The organism is Aneurinibacillus migulanus (assembly GCF_001274715.1).
Taxonomy (GTDB): domain Bacteria; phylum Bacillota; class Bacilli; order Aneurinibacillales; family Aneurinibacillaceae; genus Aneurinibacillus; species Aneurinibacillus migulanus.
In genome coordinates this window covers 4274027-4290839 of sequence record NZ_LGUG01000004.1, presented here as the reverse complement: position 1 = coordinate 4290839, position 16813 = coordinate 4274027, and the positions used below count along the sequence as shown (strand labels likewise).

General features: G+C 38.7%; 17 protein-coding genes and 2 pseudogenes. 11 read left to right on the top strand and 8 right to left on the bottom strand.

Annotated elements, in window-relative coordinates; genetic code table 11:
• Positions 1–24 precede the first annotated feature (24 nt).
• Positions 25–669: a DUF1963 domain-containing protein gene (locus tag AF333_RS22385; protein ID WP_043065866.1), complete on the top strand. Its 645-nt coding sequence runs from the start codon at positions 25–27 to the stop codon at positions 667–669.
• Between the two features lie 401 nt (positions 670–1070).
• Here AF333_RS22385 and AF333_RS37695 read toward each other — a convergent pair whose 3' ends face one another.
• The 6 genes from AF333_RS37695 to AF333_RS22370 form a co-directional block, all read right to left on the bottom strand.
• Positions 1071–1271, bottom strand: coding sequence for a DUF3102 domain-containing protein (locus tag AF333_RS37695; RefSeq protein ID WP_080787720.1), 201 nt, complete (start codon positions 1269–1271; stop codon positions 1071–1073).
• A gap of 28 nt (positions 1272–1299) precedes the next feature.
• Positions 1300–1545, bottom strand: coding sequence for a hypothetical protein (locus AF333_RS22380; RefSeq protein WP_043065867.1), 246 nt, complete (start codon positions 1543–1545; stop codon positions 1300–1302).
• A gap of 107 nt (positions 1546–1652) precedes the next feature.
• A complete protein-coding gene (locus AF333_RS33140; protein WP_139189328.1) occupies positions 1653–1982 on the bottom strand; it encodes a hypothetical protein in 330 nt (109 codons plus the stop codon).
• A 144-nt stretch (positions 1983–2126) separates the two neighbouring features.
• Positions 2127–2402, bottom strand: a complete 276-nt coding sequence (locus AF333_RS22375) for a hypothetical protein (protein WP_043065868.1) — start codon at positions 2400–2402, stop codon at positions 2127–2129.
• Positions 2403–2551: 149 nt separating this feature from the next.
• The gene (locus AF333_RS33135) at positions 2552–2686 is read right to left on the bottom strand and encodes a transposase (protein ID WP_139189330.1); all 135 of its coding nucleotides are present in this window, start codon (positions 2684–2686) and stop codon (positions 2552–2554) included.
• 436 nt (positions 2687–3122) lie between these two features.
• Positions 3123–3527, bottom strand: coding sequence for a DUF3658 domain-containing protein (locus AF333_RS22370; RefSeq protein ID WP_052812049.1), 405 nt, complete (start codon positions 3525–3527; stop codon positions 3123–3125).
• Between the two features lie 21 nt (positions 3528–3548).
• Between AF333_RS22370 and AF333_RS22365 the strand changes: the two are divergent.
• A pseudogene (locus AF333_RS22365) lies at positions 3549–4376 on the top strand (IS3 family transposase); the annotation flags it as partial.
• Positions 4377–4633: 257 nt separating this feature from the next.
• Here AF333_RS22365 and AF333_RS22360 read toward each other — a convergent pair.
• Both AF333_RS22360 and AF333_RS32310 read right to left on the bottom strand, forming a co-directional pair.
• Positions 4634–5233, bottom strand: coding sequence for an undecaprenyl-diphosphatase (locus tag AF333_RS22360; RefSeq protein WP_043065870.1), 600 nt, complete (start codon positions 5231–5233; stop codon positions 4634–4636).
• A gap of 102 nt (positions 5234–5335) precedes the next feature.
• Positions 5336–5623 (bottom strand): annotated as a pseudogene (locus AF333_RS32310) (ABC transporter ATP-binding protein); the annotation flags it as partial.
• 1050 nt (positions 5624–6673) lie between these two features.
• Here AF333_RS32310 and AF333_RS22350 point away from each other — a divergent pair.
• The 9 genes from AF333_RS22350 to AF333_RS22300 all read left to right on the top strand — a co-directional run bounded on the left by AF333_RS22350 (position 6674) and on the right by AF333_RS22300 (position 16284).
• Positions 6674–7357: a response regulator transcription factor gene (locus AF333_RS22350; protein WP_043065871.1), complete on the top strand. Its 684-nt coding sequence runs from the start codon at positions 6674–6676 to the stop codon at positions 7355–7357.
• Between the two features lie 10 nt (positions 7358–7367).
• Positions 7368–8615, top strand: coding sequence for a sensor histidine kinase (locus AF333_RS22345; RefSeq protein ID WP_043065872.1), 1248 nt, complete (start codon positions 7368–7370; stop codon positions 8613–8615).
• An 88-nt stretch (positions 8616–8703) separates the two neighbouring features.
• Positions 8704–9387 (top strand): ABC transporter ATP-binding protein, encoded by a 684-nt coding sequence (locus AF333_RS22340; RefSeq protein ID WP_043065873.1) that lies wholly within the window; start codon positions 8704–8706, stop codon positions 9385–9387.
• Complete coding sequence (locus AF333_RS22335) at positions 9384–11801, top strand: ABC transporter permease (protein ID WP_043065874.1); 2418 nt, start codon at positions 9384–9386, stop codon at positions 11799–11801. Before AF333_RS22340 ends, AF333_RS22335 begins: the two co-directional genes overlap by 4 nt.
• A gap of 525 nt (positions 11802–12326) precedes the next feature.
• Positions 12327–12656, top strand: a complete 330-nt coding sequence (locus AF333_RS22330; RefSeq protein ID WP_052812051.1) for a hypothetical protein — start codon at positions 12327–12329, stop codon at positions 12654–12656.
• A complete protein-coding gene (locus tag AF333_RS22325; protein WP_052812053.1) occupies positions 12640–12879 on the top strand; it encodes a transposase in 240 nt (79 codons plus the stop codon). Before AF333_RS22330 ends, AF333_RS22325 begins: the two co-directional genes overlap by 17 nt.
• A gap of 631 nt (positions 12880–13510) precedes the next feature.
• Positions 13511–14818: a group II intron reverse transcriptase/maturase gene (ltrA, locus tag AF333_RS22315; protein ID WP_043065876.1), complete on the top strand. Its 1308-nt coding sequence runs from the start codon at positions 13511–13513 to the stop codon at positions 14816–14818.
• Positions 14819–15303: 485 nt separating this feature from the next.
• Entirely contained in the window at positions 15304–15540 is a 237-nt protein-coding gene (locus AF333_RS22305; protein WP_235496849.1) for a membrane dipeptidase, read from the top strand.
• Between the two features lie 78 nt (positions 15541–15618).
• The gene (locus AF333_RS22300) at positions 15619–16284 is read left to right on the top strand and encodes an SH3 domain-containing protein (RefSeq protein WP_043065879.1); all 666 of its coding nucleotides are present in this window, start codon (positions 15619–15621) and stop codon (positions 16282–16284) included.
• Positions 16285–16813 lie beyond the last annotated feature (529 nt).

Genomic DNA, 16813 nt, shown 5'->3' with positions numbered 1-16813 from the left:
GAAAATAAGGATGGTGTCAAAAATATGTCAGTAGAAATTATTTTTAAAGATGTTGAAAATGAATCAAATGTACCTCGACTTGGTGGATATAGTTTCTTGCCTGAAAATATTGATTGGCCATTAAATCCAAATGGAGATAAATTAACACTTGTAATATGTTTGCCAACGGATTTTCTTAATAAAACCCTAAATTTAAACTTACCAAAAGAACATGTGCTATCCGTTTTTACAACGTATAAAAAAGATGATTACTTTTTAGATTTAATCACTTTTCATGGAGATAAAGAAGAGTTAAAAAACATTAAAAAAGGATTTACAAGAATTTTATTACACGAAGTAGGTGATATTCGAAATGAATCAGATTTCCTAATACCAGCACAAGAGTTCATTTTGGGGAATGAATTGAATTTAGATTTAGAAGAAGTAGATGAAGAGGATTTGGATGATATAGAGATTTACTGTGGTTCGTTGATTGGTAATAAACCATCTCTGCTACAAATAGAAAACATGGGCTTGGATGATTATCAATTTTGCTTACAAATTTATGGCGGTGATTTTCCTGAAGGATTTCATGATATATTTAGCCTTAGTGACTCGATCGGATATTTGTTTTTAAATAAAAATTATGATCAGAATGATGCAGGTGTTTTTTTTACACAATGTACTTAGAAAAATAACTTTTAAAATAATCTTAGGCTAGTTAACAAGCTCCCGAAATATATATAAAGAAGATGTCATGTGTTCCTTCTTTACATATGTTTTTTTGTGTTAGAAATGGAATTGTTTTTTCGTGTATTTATTTACTATCTTCAACTGGGACAGGTTTTTTTGACACGAGAAACTAAAATTGCTAGAAGCTTTGAGGTTAAAGTGTTTATGGCTCACTATTGGAAACGAGACATTGAAATGACATGAAGTTGCCCCGCACGTTTTTTTACTTCATGTAATTCACGTACTGTCATCTCATCTATAGTCTTAGATTCGCCTATAGACGGAATTGTGTGTGTTGTTGAAATGAATTCATGACGGTCTACCTCTTTAGGTAACGGTATAATGGCAAATAACTTCTTCTAACCTAAATTTGGGCACGCGCCCAATTCTGCAAATTCTTCGTATACACGAATAAATTTAGAAGCATCATATGTATCTATATCTACTGATTCTAGCCATCTTCCGAATTCACTATGAGCTAGGTCGTTTTCCTTAACGTATTTCAACCTTCTTCCTATTTCAAATATAGCGTTACCAGCAATTTGCTTGTATGAGTTGATTTCAGCTGTCTACCTATTGAAAACAATTTTAACCTGTTTGAAAAATAATAAGATAAAGTAAAAGTAAAACAGCAATTAAAACAAAGCCACTTATTACAGTGATAGCCGTTTTCAAATTACTTTTTTCTTCTTTGGCTGCAAATACAAAAGCAAAAAATGGTAGCAAGATGCATATATATAACATTAAAAAATTAGTAATAATCCCTCCAACAAAAAGAGCGCCATATAAAATAAATAAGCCTAATGATAAAATCGATAAATTAAGTCCCCGCATGAATAATTCATCCTTTTTAAATTCGTTTAATTTCCAAATAAAAAATAAAACAAGCCTTCTTAATGATTCTTAAGAAAACTTGTTAATAGAACAGATGTTATTAGACATTAGACTTTATATATTTTCCTTTCTGATAAGCATATGGAGCCAAAGACAACACCTGATACGATATATAAAATCCCAAACAAACTACTTTCCGAACTTATCAATTGTTGTACTTTTCCGCCACCTAATAAAACAACAAGTAAAGTTAGTAGAACTCCACTTAAAATAATACAACCTATATAAATAACACCAGAATATGATGGAGGCACTTTTGATTTAAGGACATCAAAAAGACCAATATATAGTGGTATTCCAAATATTAAATAAATACTGCCTCCATATAAAGCAACAGATTTTACATCATGAACAGGTTGATTATATATTGTCTTCAAAGCGACAAATCAATAGGAAACAGTAAACATTGTCCACAAAGTCATCCATTTATGATATGGAAGAACGCAGGACAATTTGTATATTACCAAGAGGGCTCTTTTTCTATCAAACCTTAAATTTCTTTATTACAGGAATGCTACCCGTTAGTGAAATACATTCCATAAACTTAGACTTGCTGAAACCATGATAAATACTGAAGATATTACAGTTAAAACAAAATATTCCCGTTTCTTTGTAACAATCATCTCAATTGCTTTGGTTACAAAAACTAGCCCTAACGAAAAAAGCATACATGCCATATTTAAACTTGACGCTGGATTAATCATAACCATAATTGCCATAACAACAGTTATAACTGAAAACAAAATATCGAATGCCAAAAAAGGTTGTTTTCTCTCTTTCCAAACTTTCATAAACATATTCATCCCCTCCCTACTAACTATTTTACAATAAAAACCAATCTATTTCACCTTAGAAATTTCCGTATATTTCCTGTAAATTGAGTAAAATCGTGATTTTATTACTTATATAGAACTGAGCTAATGTTTTAACACCATGCCCTCCCTATTCATGCCCATACTTTTTCAATCGGATTCAACTCTAGTGAATACGGCGGAAGAAACAACAAGAAAAGGCGATAATGATTTCGTTCTAAGAATGGCCGTATAAGCTTGGCGATGACCAAGCTTTGAAGGATGAACATATTACGGAAATCTTGGAGAAGATCGCGATGCAGGAAGACAAAGATTTGAAAAGAGCCATGGTATTCAACGTCTCTTGTAAGGAATGTTGTGCCGAATAGTTAGAATCCATAAAAGGATAGTACCATATTAAGAAAAAAACTGTAGCATCCATGAAATTAAAGAAAAGCATTTCCTTCTTCATAATTTTTATTACGTTCACCGTATGTATGAAGTAATAGAGTTTGTCCATCCATACAAAAATGCATTCTCACGAAACAGAAAAATGAAGTTCCACTAACAGATACGTTAGTGGAACGCTTGGATGCGACGATATAGTTGTTCTTTTAACCGGGCAAAGGTACGTTCTACACTCGTTTGTTCATTATAGAGTTCTTTCTATCGTTTGGTATTACGAGTAAGTATTCATTTTGTGGTGTATTTTTTATTCTTACTGTTCTATGAGGATGGCTCATCGATGCAGACCGAAAGTTCGCTTTCAGTGCGCCGTTTGCGTTTGATACTATAAAATCTCATCGCCGTAGGAATACCCTTAATTTCTAGAATACCATCGTAGATCAACTCTCTCAGTCGGTATTCAAAATAGGAAGCTCCGATATACTGCTCGCAATAAGCAATCGCCACTCCAATCAAACGGGCAGAGCGTAGAAAGCCGTTATCGTCGATGGACGCCTTCAGTTCGTCCAACTTCTCCAGCAGGTATTGATCATAATAATCGGCAGACACCGTAAGCACTACGTTATCTCGCCAAATACGCAACGTTCCGGATTGTTCCGAGATTGCCTGCCATTCTCGTTCCAGCTGTGTGATGTCAGCAGTGCACAGCTTGCCACTGCCGTCCATTCGGATGAGTGCTTCAAACTCCGTGTCGCGAAGATGTGCGCTGTCCTCAACGTTTCCAGAAGCGGATACTATGCATGGACTATACGCAAGGAAAGTGAGCGAAGCAAGCGCCGAAACAGGCTGGAGGTGCAGATTCGTCGTGTCTTCTTAGAGTCACGCCGTCTCTATGGAAGCCCGAAGGTTACTCTAATCCTACGGCAGCAGGGCGTTCAGGTGTCAGAGAAAACGGTGGCCCGTATCATGAAAGAGCTTGGCTTGAAATCCCGTACCGTCAAGAAGTACAAGGCCACGACCAACTCCAGGCACAACCTACCGGTTTACGATAACGTACTCGCTCAGAAGTTTAGCGCCCAGGCACCCAATCAGGTGTGGATGGCAGACATTACATACATTCCTAGCAAAGAGGGCTGGCTATATCTAGCGAGCATCATGGACCTGTATACACGAAAGATTGTCGGTTGGCACATGGATAAACGGATGACGAAAGAACTTGTATTGGAGGCGCTAGATCAGGCCTATCGCCGTCAACGGCCGCAGGACGAAGTCCTGCATCATTCTGACCGGGGCAGCCAATATGCCTCACACGAGTATCAGGAACGCCTCAAGAAGTATGGCATGAAGGGTAGCATGAGCCGCAAGGGAAACGGTTATGACAACGCCTGCATCGAATCTTTTCACAGTATACTGAAGAAAGAACTTGTGTATCTCGAAACCTTTTCAACACGAGCTGAGGCAAAGAAGCGTATTTTCGAGTACATTGCATGTTTTTACAATGGAAAGCGAATCCACTCTTCCATCGGATATGTCACGCCCAACCAATGCGAACGTACGTACCGAAAAACAGCGTGATTCTCTCGATTCATTGTGTCCAATCTATTGACAGAGGTTCATTTTAGGTTATGAGATTGATTCGATCCTATAATAAAAAAAGAGCGTGCGCTAAATTAAATTGGAAGGTGCAAAAACATGATTACAAATCAACAATTAGTTTAGGTTCTTTTAAAAACAGCATATAATGACTTCCCTGACAATGGCTGTCACGGAATACTTACTACCGCTTTTCTTTTTCAGTTTTACTACGTTAAATGTAGAAACATGTTACATATTCAAAAGTTTTTCGACTTGTCTTTTGAAGGTAGAACCTGTTGTTCCATCTTTTCATAAAGGGCAAGTAGTTGCTTTATAGAAGAGAGTTTTGGTACCAACCAGTACACAAATAAGGCTGAAATCACCCCTAAAAGAGCCCCTGTAATAACATCGATAGGATAATGAACACCTACCCATATACGGGAGATAGCTACACATAATGGAAGCATAAGCCATAGCCACTCCCCCTTTTTGCGCACAAGCCAGAATGAAATGCAAACTGAAAAAAACAGGATCGTATGGTCACTCGGAAACGAATTGTCTATATCATGTTCGATAAGTTGATTGACATGTGGCAGCACCGCAAACGGTTGATAATGGGAATGAAATTGACCAGCCATTTTCCCGAGGATTTCAGCAAGAATAAAGGCGATCACCGCCTGAATGACCATCATTCTGTTTTTGTTGGTTCGAGTAAACCAATAGACAACAATACTCAAACATAAAAAATACAACATATATTCCGCTAAAAAGACTATAACTGGATTTAGGTAAGAGTACTGTTTACCTAAATCATTAATCAAACGAAAGGCATCAATATTGAACTGGGAAAACACCATTCTTAAATTCCTCCTATTTTTCAGAATACTGTAAAATGAAACCCCGATTTCCCTACCCTACGGGAAGTCGGGGTTATTGTTGTACACTCTAAACAGGAAACTTTGCTTCATGCCCATGGAATATTGGCCAACCAGCTTTTTGGTTTCGTGTTGCAGTCCAGCGATCCCGAGTGCTTCTTCAATCGCATTTTTCTTATAAACATCCATGAGCTTTGCGTTGATTAATAAGTTTTCTCTGGCTGTCATATTTTCATAAAACTCTGAATACTAGACAGTTGATCCGATTCTCCTTAAAATTTCTCCTTGATTCACAGTCATATTAAGATGATCTATTGATTTTTGATTTCCATACATCTTTGTTAGATTTGTGGTTTTTATGATTACACTCATTTTTGAGACATCCTCTTTCAGTTAGCTCATGGTTACATTATAAGAAGGCGGTTTTAACTGCTTCTTATCTATTTCTTAACTATTTTAATCAATTTCTCGCCTCCTCTCCTTAATTTTGTATGTATTAACTGTATTACTAAATATAGTACACTTAATACATTAAGCGGCACATTCATTTCTGTCAATGATTTTCTTCGTGCCTGTGATTCTTTATATAAAAACAAGCGTCTATCTAATAATGGACGCTTGAGACTGTTGAGAAAATCTCTTTCGAAAAATCTCAAACCAATTTTAACGATTTTAGGGGGACAAAAATATCTCCCCTTGCCTCTAAAAGCCCATACAAGCGAATCTGGGAGGTCAAAATTTTAAGTGCAGACACCCCGTTTTCAAAAATGGGGTGTCTCTACGCATACCTATCAAGTTAAAATTTTATTGCACCCCCAGAACGAAATTTTTGGGCTTTTTGTAACAAAGAAGCTTATTTTATCGTTTTGGGGGTGAGCTTTCATGCCCATCAAGTTAACGAAAATAAAGTGGCGTCCAAAATAAAATCAGGCTGTTTTTCATGAACTTCAAGTAGCCAATCGAAATTTTAGGCATGCTCAAATAAGCCTTAGCGGGCCGAAATTGCTCTATAGTACAACCGATCGAAATGGATATCGCCATTATAAGTCAGACCCTAAGCAATGTCAGGATTTTCCCTTACTCTCACAATGTACCAATTCTAAAAAACAGCAACGAATCATTACATGCCATATTTGGCAAGAATCAATTGAACAAGTAAGGGAAAATCATCTTTATTACTTTTTAAATAAAATAATTTAAAAGAGAATTCATTAGATTATAAAACATACAATCGGATGGCAAGGTACATTGTGTAAATTTTTGTAAAAAACGATATAGGGAATGTATGATCACAAGATATGCCTTCTTATCAAACAGTAGGGTGTAGATTTGAAAAAGAAGGCTACCAACTACTATCTTTAAAATTACAAATACAAGAAGTAATTTGACATTTGATAAAATATGATGGATGGAGGAGCGCAGATGAGAAAAATACTATTAGTAGAAGATGATTTAAGTTTGATCGAAGGATTGAAATTTTTTCTGTCCAAACAAGGGTTTGATGTAACAATTTCAAGGACGGTAAAGGAAGCAAAGGCTTACTTTCGTCAATACGAGTTTCATCTGATACTGCTTGATTTAATGCTTCCCGACGGCAGTGGCTTTGATCTATGTAAAATAGTTAGACAGACATCCAATGTTCCGATTATTTTCCTCACGGCTTCCGACGAAGAAACAAATGTTGTTATGGGACTGGATATAGGCGGAGATGACTATATGACAAAGCCCTTGAAATTGAATGAGCTTATATCCCGAATGAATGCGACATGGAGACGTTTAGGTTTTGCAAATGAGCAGGTCGCGGAATTAAGTGCAAATGGGATTACAGTAAAGCTTTTAGAAGGCAGGGTTCTGAAAAATGGAACTGAACTGGAGCTTACTGCAACAGAATACAAGCTTCTGTGTTTATTTATGCAAAATCCGAATCTGGTATTATCAAAAGAGCAGATTATGCAAAAATTATGGGATGGTCACGAAAACTTTATCGATGACAATACTTTAGCCGTCTATATTAGCAGACTGCGCGACAAAATAGAAGATCATTCAAAGCAGCCATCTTTTTTAACAACAATTAGAGGGATGGGATATAAATGGAACGTCAGATAAGGGGCTTGTTATGGATTTATTGATTAATAAGGATGCGAAAAGATTTTTTATGCAATGGATGCTTGTCTTATTAGCCGGTGCTATACTCACGCAAATCCTTGTATATATGAACACAGTTCAGTTAAAGCATGAAATGCTCAAGCATGATTATGAGCTTGCAGGATATCTAAACAATAACTATCCACATTTAGCTGCAGAGCTTCCATTAGTATTCACAGCTGATAAAACGAAAAATGAGCTTGAAGCAGGTAAAGCCTTACTTGAAACATCTGGATATAAAGATAGTCTGCAAATGCGATTCATCCCTGTTGTGAATTCGGTATACCAAACGAATGTTATCATGAATTTTATCGTCTCGACCGGGATGAGCATTTTCCTTTTTATAGTAGCCTTTACGTTTTTGAAAAAGCATTACAAAAAAATAGACCGATATCAGAAAGAAGTCTATGAAATCATGAATGGATCTATTTCAACAAGGCTTGATGACAACGAGGAAGGAAGTTTGTCCAAACTAGCTGCATCTATTAATACAGTGACAGCATCCTTACATACGCATATTGAAAAGGAAAAACACAACCGGTTATTTCTCAAGGAGACTTTAACAAATGTGTCTCACCAGTTGAAAACGCCCTTATCAGCACTGGCAATCTACAACGAGATTATGAGGGGGGAGCATTTAGATAATGAAGTAATCGAAAGTTTTTTGAAAAAAAGCGAAGGCGAGCTTGAGCGCATGCAAACCTTAATAACCAATCTCTTAAAGCTAGCAAAATTGGATGCTGGGATTATTGAGCTTCACAAAAGTGAGTGTGTATTGAATGATCTGATAAAGCAGGCAACTGCAAGCTTTGAAACGAGATTGATTTATGAACAAAAGAACTTTGAAATGAGAACTGACGGAGTAGTATCCTATTGGTGCGACAAGGAATGGCTGCTTGAGGCTGTGAGTAATTTGATAAAAAATGCTGTAGAGCATACCACAGCAAGAAATTGCATCGAGGTTCATCTTGAGGAAACTCCGTTGATGGTAAAAATAGCTGTCTATGATGACGGGGAAGGCATTCACCCTGATGATCTAAACCATGTCTTCAAACCTTTTTATCGTAGTCGATTTTCTCAAGATAAGCAAGGTACAGGCATAGGACTAACCTTAGCCAAAACGATTATTGAAATGCATGGCGGTTTTATTTCAGTCGAGAGCGCAATCGGGAAAGGCACACGATTTACCATTCACCTTCCCAAGCTTACAAAACTGTAAGCTAAAATTCATAGCAGAGTAAGGTCTGGATGTTATTCTGGGTTTGTTCTTAAATAAACCTTTAGAATAATAGAAGCGGGGTAGAAAAATGGAAATACTTAAAGCGGTTGAACTTTTGAAAACATACGGAAAAGAAGAAACAAAGGTGGAAGCCATAAAAAATGCATCCTTTTCTGTTTCCAAAGGTGAATTCGTGGCTATCGTTGGGCCGTCAGGTTCGGGTAAAAGTACGCTTCTCAATCTACTCGGAGCACTGGATACCCCTACATCAGGCAAGGTGTATATAGATGGCAGGGATATCTATACAATGCAAGAGAAGGAACTGTCTGTATTCCGCAGACGCAACATCGGTTTTGTTTTTCAGGCATTCAACTTGATTCCCGAATTGAATGTGGAAGAAAATATGATGCTACCGCTACTGCTCGATTATAAAAAGTCGGACAAGCTGTATATCGATGAGTTGCTTCATATACTCGGGTTGACGGATAGAAAACATCATCTCCCCAATCAACTATCGGGAGGTCAACAACAGCGTGTGGCCATTGGACGATCCCTTGTAACCAAGCCTGCAATCATTTTAGCGGATGAGCCTACAGGAAATCTCGATACTAAAAATAGCCGAGAAGTCATCAATTTGATGAAAATGTCTGTTGAACGGTACAATCAGACACTGATTATGATTACACATAATCCCAGTTTTGCTTCCTTTGCAGATAGAGTGTTGAATGTGGAAGATGGCATTGTGACTGAGCTTGGAGGTTCCAGACAATGAAAAGCTATCTTTCCCTTGTCTCTAAATATTTTTCGGCACATAAAAAGAAAACAAGATTGACCATTGCAAGCGTTGCACTCTCAGTTGCTCTGATTACCGGCATTTTTTCCATGCTTGATGTTTTTTTGAAGTTTGAAAAAATACAGGTGATCCATGATGTTGGAAATTATCATCTTGTTCTTAAAGATGCCTCTGATAAAGAAAGGAAAGCCATCAGCAGTCGAATTGATGTAAAGCATTCCGGAAGATGGATCGATGTTGGAGATGGAAAGGTAAACGGTATCAAGAGCTGGTTTGGGGCCATTGATAAAGACTTTGCCGCAAATATGAATCTAAAAGTGAGTGAAGGGAAATTTCCGACAAAACCGGATGAGATCATGATTGAGCGATGGGCAACAGAAAATACTTACCTAGATGTAAAGATAAATGATACGGTCAAGCTCTCTTTTCCGAACAATATCGAAAGAGAATATGTAGTTAGCGGCATATATAATGACCTAAGCAATACAAAGGCATCAGGAAAACCTGGTGTGTTATTATCTATCGATGAAGCCAACGCAAGGGTGACTAAACCATTAGACATCCTCTTTCTGGTGGAGTTCAAGGAGAAAGTAAACATTATTCAAGCAGAGAAAGATATAAAGAGCACCTTAAATATTTCCGATGAGAGAATCGGACTTAATAATCGTTTATTGGCTGTAATGGGACAAGGCACAAGTAACTCAATTATAGGGCTGTATGCTACAGGAGCCGTCTTGTTTTGTATCGTCCTCGTGGCTGGCGTGATTATGATCTATAATATGTTCAATATTTCAGTGATGGACAGGGTACGGCAATTTGGGCTTTTAAGGTGTATTGGCGCATCACAGTCTCAGACCAAAAAGTTGGTGAGGCGTGAAGGTCTTATAATAGCATTGAAAGCCATTCCCATTGGGGTACTTGCAGGTATGCTTATTACTTATATCTGTTCTGGTATATTGAAGTTTTATAACCATCAGCTTTTCAAGGAGATCCCCTTGTTTTCGCTCAGCATGACAGGCATAGGGGCGGGCATTATCATCGGTTTTTTAACAGTTTATATAGCTTCTTTATTACCTGCAAAAAAAGCGGCGCAGATTTCTCCCGTAAATGCAATGACGGGTAATAATGAGATGAAAAATACAAAAAATAAAAAGCGTAGCTTATTAACAAAAATATTCCGTGCAGAGATTGCAATGGGTATCAATAATGCTGTTGTCAAAAAGAAAACTCTAATTTTGATGGCGTCCTCAATTGCCATGAGCATCATCATGTTTTTAGGTTTTCAAGTTTTTATTGATTTTATGCACACTGGCCTAAAAACCACCAAGCCATATACACCTGATATTTCCCTCACATCCAAGCAAGGTATGGAAGACGATCTGTATACAAAACTGTCGAACATTGAAGGCGTTAAAAAAGTTTATGGCCGAATGTTTGGGTATGTGAATGCTACCTTTGATGCAACGAGACTAATCAGTAACTATAAAGAAAGTATGCAACATATTAAAGTGAAGGACAATGGTTTATTCGTTCCACTCGAAAGCTCTTGGCTCATCTCTTATGATAAAAACCAATTCAACTGGGCTAAACAAGATTTGATCGCCGGAGAGCTTTCCGAAGATAAAATGAATGCACAAAATGGAGTTATCGTTGTTGTGAATCATGTAAGAAATCATCAATCAACAAAAACGACAAATTTACAATTAGGCGACAAGATTTACATTGAAACCGCTGTTGGAACAAAACAATTAACGGTAATAGGTCTGTTACGTTCGGTTCCTTTTAGCGACTCCAAGCTGAATTTAGCTACATTTATCACAACAGAAAAACTATTTACCGAGTGGACTGGTGAATCCAAATTTAAGATAATAGACATCCAGCTTGCTGACAAAAACCAGGAACAAACTGTAAATGAAATAAAAAGGATGTTAAATTCCTCCATATCATTCCTGGATGCACGTCAAAAAAATGCGGAGATGGATCAAACCTTTTTTACGATGGCGGTCTTTATATACGGTTTCGTAGCGGTTATTGCCTTAATCAGTATATTGAATATCATCAATACGATGAATACAAGTGTTATTTCGAAAACTAGATACTTTGGGGTAATGAGGGCAATCGGCATGTCTAGTGCTCAACTCCACAAAATGGTGTTGACCGAAGCAGCAACCTACACCCTGATAGGTTGTCTCACAGGCTGTATTCTCGGTATTACCCTGCAAAAAGTATTGATTACTTATTTGCTTTCACCGTATGATATAATTTGGAAATTTCCATTTGTGCAAATCCTTCTGATCCTGACAATCACCCTGTTTGTAACTGTCGTATCTGTTATAAATCCTTTAAAGAAAATTGGAAAAAAAGGAATTTCAGAGGTTGTAAATTCTCTGTAAATGTCTACTTATATTCATTAGTGATTAACTATTCCTTCTCGCTACAATGATGAGAGAAAGAATAGCTTTTCTCTTCTGGAGGTTCTAGTTGGGGTGGAAGCAACTTCTCTGGGGGCTCAAACCGGTAATAGTAAGTATGCTGACTAACGGAACATACAAAATTAAATACAATGAATAAGAGAAGGAAGAATATTTTTTCCTCTCTTTTTCATTAAGACATTTTGCCCCCCTATCCAACATGCGATTTGAAGAGTAGACCTACCGATCCTACTAAAACCCAAGGTAGGATTGTTTTTTATGTTGAAAAATCAATGATTTTATAGCCTCAATCACCGTTTCTGGGGATTCGCAATGAATATTATGTCCAACATTTTCAACTAAACTCCACTTACCATAAACTGATAAATTGGATCACGAGTGTTGATTAACCAAAAAAAGTAAGCTGAAAAATGAAAAAGAGGCACCTTTTTCGGGAAAAGAGTTTGTACACCACATACAAATCTCTACGAAAAGAGACGACCCCCTATGAAAAAGTTTATCACACTTCTTCATGTGTTGGAACATCTCGTTACCGAAGAGGACATCCAAGAGATTTTACAAGCCCAAGGTTACAAAGATACCGCTCGCAAGCTTTCTGTTTCTCTATTGCTGCGTTTCCTTATCAAAGAGTTATTACTCACCGATTCTACTACCATTACGGTGGGAGAATCTCGGCTTCCTCGGGCTCTTTATCATGGAAAACGGTCCGGTATTAAACTTCATGTTGCCCTTTTAGAAGCATCGAAGATGCCATGTAAAGTGAGAGAAACGACGGGATTACACCATGATAGTCCCATCGATGAAAGAATTTCTTGACTCGGGATTTATTCTGGTGGCTGACCGTGCTTATTTTCAAATCAAGCGCATTGATACTTTTGTAAAAGCAGAAACGAAACAGCCCTTTGTCATCCGGCTGAAGACGAATGTAGCACTATATAGAAAAAAGTCATTACGGCGATGGAGTTCGGCAGACTCCAATATTACAGGAGATTTTACTTGTCAACTTGGTACGCCGCAAGCGCGTTCTGAATCCCGTTAACGCGTCGTAGAATTCACTGACATCGAAGGGAAAATGATGCGTGTCGTTACAAATATTTATGACATAGATGCTGAAAAGATAGCTTCCATGTATCAGGCCCGCTGGGCTATTGGCGTGTCCAGCTAAGGACACAACATCTAGTCGGTGAAAGTCCGACCGGGAGAAAAGACTCCACTCCCGTAGCCTGAGAGGCATCGTGGAGCGAAAAGCGAGACGGTGGAGCCCTCTGACATCACGTTCGTAAGGAGCGTGGGCAAAACTCCAGGTTGTAACGTACAGTGAACGCAGATGTAGCCTCGTTACACGCAAGCCCGGTGGCTGAGACGGTCGATAACGTGCGAAAGCAACAAGAACTGACTGAAATGAGTCTGATACGGCAGTTCTCACCGGCGGGGTATCAGCGGCGACATGGAGCGAAAGATGTTGTGGAAACTGGAGAAGCCCTCGACACCCGATGAAGAAATCTCATCGAGGAGGCCGTCCCTATAACCGTGATCGGGAAGTGGGATAAGCAGGTGTCAGGGTGGCGGAACGGATCGTAGTACTGGGGAGCCGCGTGCAGCAAAACGCGCGGGGAGGGAAGGGTCCGAACCTGTAAACATTTCGTACGACCAAAGGAGGCAAGGGTGCGATGACAAAAACACCCATCCATTTGCAGGAACTAAGGCGGCGAATCTACCAAAGGACGAAGTCTGAACCTACACATCGTTTTTGGGGATTATTCACCCACATCACAAAGATGACAACCCTTCACGAAGCCTACCAACATGCGAAGAAAAACGGTGGTGCCCCGGGTATCGACGGACAAAGCTTCGCTGATGTGGAACGAGAGGGAGTCATCCCGTTTCTGGAAAACATTCAAGCAGAACTGCAAGCCGGGACATACCAACCGCAAGCCAATCGCAAAGTAAATATCCCGAAGGCGAACGGTAAAATGCGAACATTACAAATACCGAGCATTCGAGATCGCGTTGTACAAGGAGCGCTGAAACTCATTTTAGAAGCAATCTTTGAGGCCGACTTCTGTCCCAATTCGTATGGATTTCGACCAAAACGCTCCCCTCATCAGGCACTGGCAGAAGTACGGCGCAGTGTACTGCGACGTATGACCACGGTAATTGATGTTGATTTGTCACGCTACTTTGATATGATACGGCACAGCATACTACTGGAGAAAATCGCAAAACGTGTCCAAGACCCACAGGTCATGCATCTTGTAAAACAGATAATCAAGGCAACAGGAAAAATCGGTGTTCCACAAGGGGGACCGTTTTCCCCACTAGCCGCAAATATCTACCTGAATGAAGTGGATTGGACATTCGATGCCATTCGACGCAAAACGGCGGAAGGCAACTATGAGGCGGTAAATTATCATCGGTTTGCCGACGATATGGTAATCACTGTGAGCGGGCACTCCAGCAAACGCGGATGGGCTGAATTGGCACTACAACGGCTGCGGGAACAGCTGGAGCCCTTGGGGGTTGAACTCAATCTGGAGAAAACCCGGATGGTCAATGTCTTAAAAGGTGAATCTTTCTCCTTTCTGGGGTTTGATTTGAGGCGAGTACCGAACCGAAGTAGAACGGGAACCTTTATTCTTATGACGCCCAAGAAAAAAGCCCGCATAGCGGTCAAAGCGCGAATCCGCGAATTGATTCAAAACGGAGGAGCAAAACCGGCAAAAGATTTGGTGAAACAAATCAATGCCGTATTGGCTGGGTGGGTGAACTACTTCCGGGTTGGAAACGCTAGCCGAGCATTTAGTGAAGTACGTGACTATACGGAGATGAAAATCCGCACGTTACTAACGAGAAGGAAACGGATACGAAAGCGTAGCATCGGATGGCGGAGATGGAGTAATAAGTACCTCTATAACGTGTTGGGGCTCTACTGGGATTGGAAAGTCTATCCCCTCAAAAGTGTAGAGAGATACCGATGAAAGTATCCGCTATTTGATAGGTCTCATAACCCTTTTGATGAAGTTTACGGGGTGAGCTGCTTGAGGGAAAACCTCACGAGCAGTTCTTATGGGGAGGGGCTGGAAACGGACGAAAAGTAATACCGCGCCAGTCCTTTACCCGACAAGTCTTTTTCCACTGGATAAAACAACACCTCAATGTCCCCACATTGTTCGGTACAACAGAAAATGTGGTATTTAATCAGCTGTATGCTGCGCTTCTTGCCTATATATTATTGAAAACACTCTATGAAGAAGGTAGCCAACATCACTTCATTAAAAACGTAAGTTTTATCAGCTTTACCCATCAGTTCATTGAGGCACAGCTTTCTGTAGAATGGGAATTTGTTATCCAGACATTCATGAAACATTATCAGGATTTATACAGGAGGATAATTCATAAAAATGGATAATTAACAAGCGTGAAAATATATGTCTTAAAGGTGGGTATTTTTACCAAAATCCTCATGTATAATAGACAGAAGATTCGACTAGGAAAAATTCTTGTCACCGAAAGTGATGAAAAACCTAACTTAGAGCATTTAATCAATCATCTGGATCATATGGTTAAAGTAGTTGGGGTTAATCACGTTGGAATCGGTTTAGATTTATGTGATATGCTCCTGAAATACATTCCATCTGGTGATTTCGGAAAATTTGAACGAAACTCATTTGATGTTGTCAAAGGTCATCAAAAGAGTTAATTAAACGCGGATACAAGGATGAAGAAATTGAAGGCATATTAGATAACAACTTTTTACGTGATATAAGGAGGTTTTTAAGTGAGAGCGTTCATTAGAGTATTGTCTTCTATTTTTATTATTACAAGTTTGCTTTTCAGTGGTGCCCCCGACAATATTTCTGCGGCCCATGTTCAGCAAGGGTATGTTAACACAAAGAATACCACATTAAATGTCAGGGCGGGTGCAGGTAATCAGTATAAGGTTATCGGGAAGGTTTCTAAAGGGGCGATAGTAGATATAATTGGTTTTCAAAGAGGATGGTATAAAATTCGTTATGGCAACATAACCGGATATGTTATGAGCTCTTATATAGCAAAAATAGATGTTTTATCTCCGCAACAAGCATTTGATATGGTAAGGCAAACAGATGATGCAATTAATAAAATTCCATTTGGTAAAATAGTGACGTATTCTGAGGCACAAAAGCTGTTTCCTTATGTTGCTACCTCGTACTTAACAAAGTTTCTGAATGCTAGTTTTGATAAACAGCCTGAAGGATGGACACTTTGTGCATGTGATGCTGTGTTATTCATTCAATTAAGTTTAGATGCAAATACAAAAGTCACATATTCTAGTAATAAAAACACAATGTACCTTTCTGAGTACATTTATGATGAGTTAAAAGGGAATCATTCACAAACAATTACACTATCTAAAACAACCTCTGGCTGGAGAATTACGAACATTAGCGAAAAGTATCAATGATACGATTTACAGAAAGTAGGACAAAAAACGAACAGAGGAGTGCAAAAAATTGCAAGCACCTTATATATACAGGGTGCTTTTTAATTTTTTCCTCTTTTGAAAATATAAAGATTCTCTATTGAAACTTACATATTTACAGCTTAAAAAACACTATCCTTCCATTATTTTAAAGTAGTGTGCACCCCTTAGAATAGACATTGGAAAAACTCCTTGGTTTAACCGATGAATTCTAAGGGGTGCACACTACCACAACTAAAGGGTTTTTAATTAGGTTTTTGCTTTATTTATGGACATAGTTATCCGTTGCTCAACTTACAGACCCGTCATTCTTTCGCGCTGTGTTTGTCAAGGGCGCTCTTTCCCTTGACAAACGAATAGCCGAGAAAGAATATACTTTTAAAAGTTGAAGGAAGGAAATCTTAAAATCTTGGCACGAAGGCAAAGGACGCTGACGGTGGTTAACAGTCTGATATGCGCGGGTTGGATACCGCATTTCAATCCTATCCGTCACGGAGCTGCCTCGGACTAA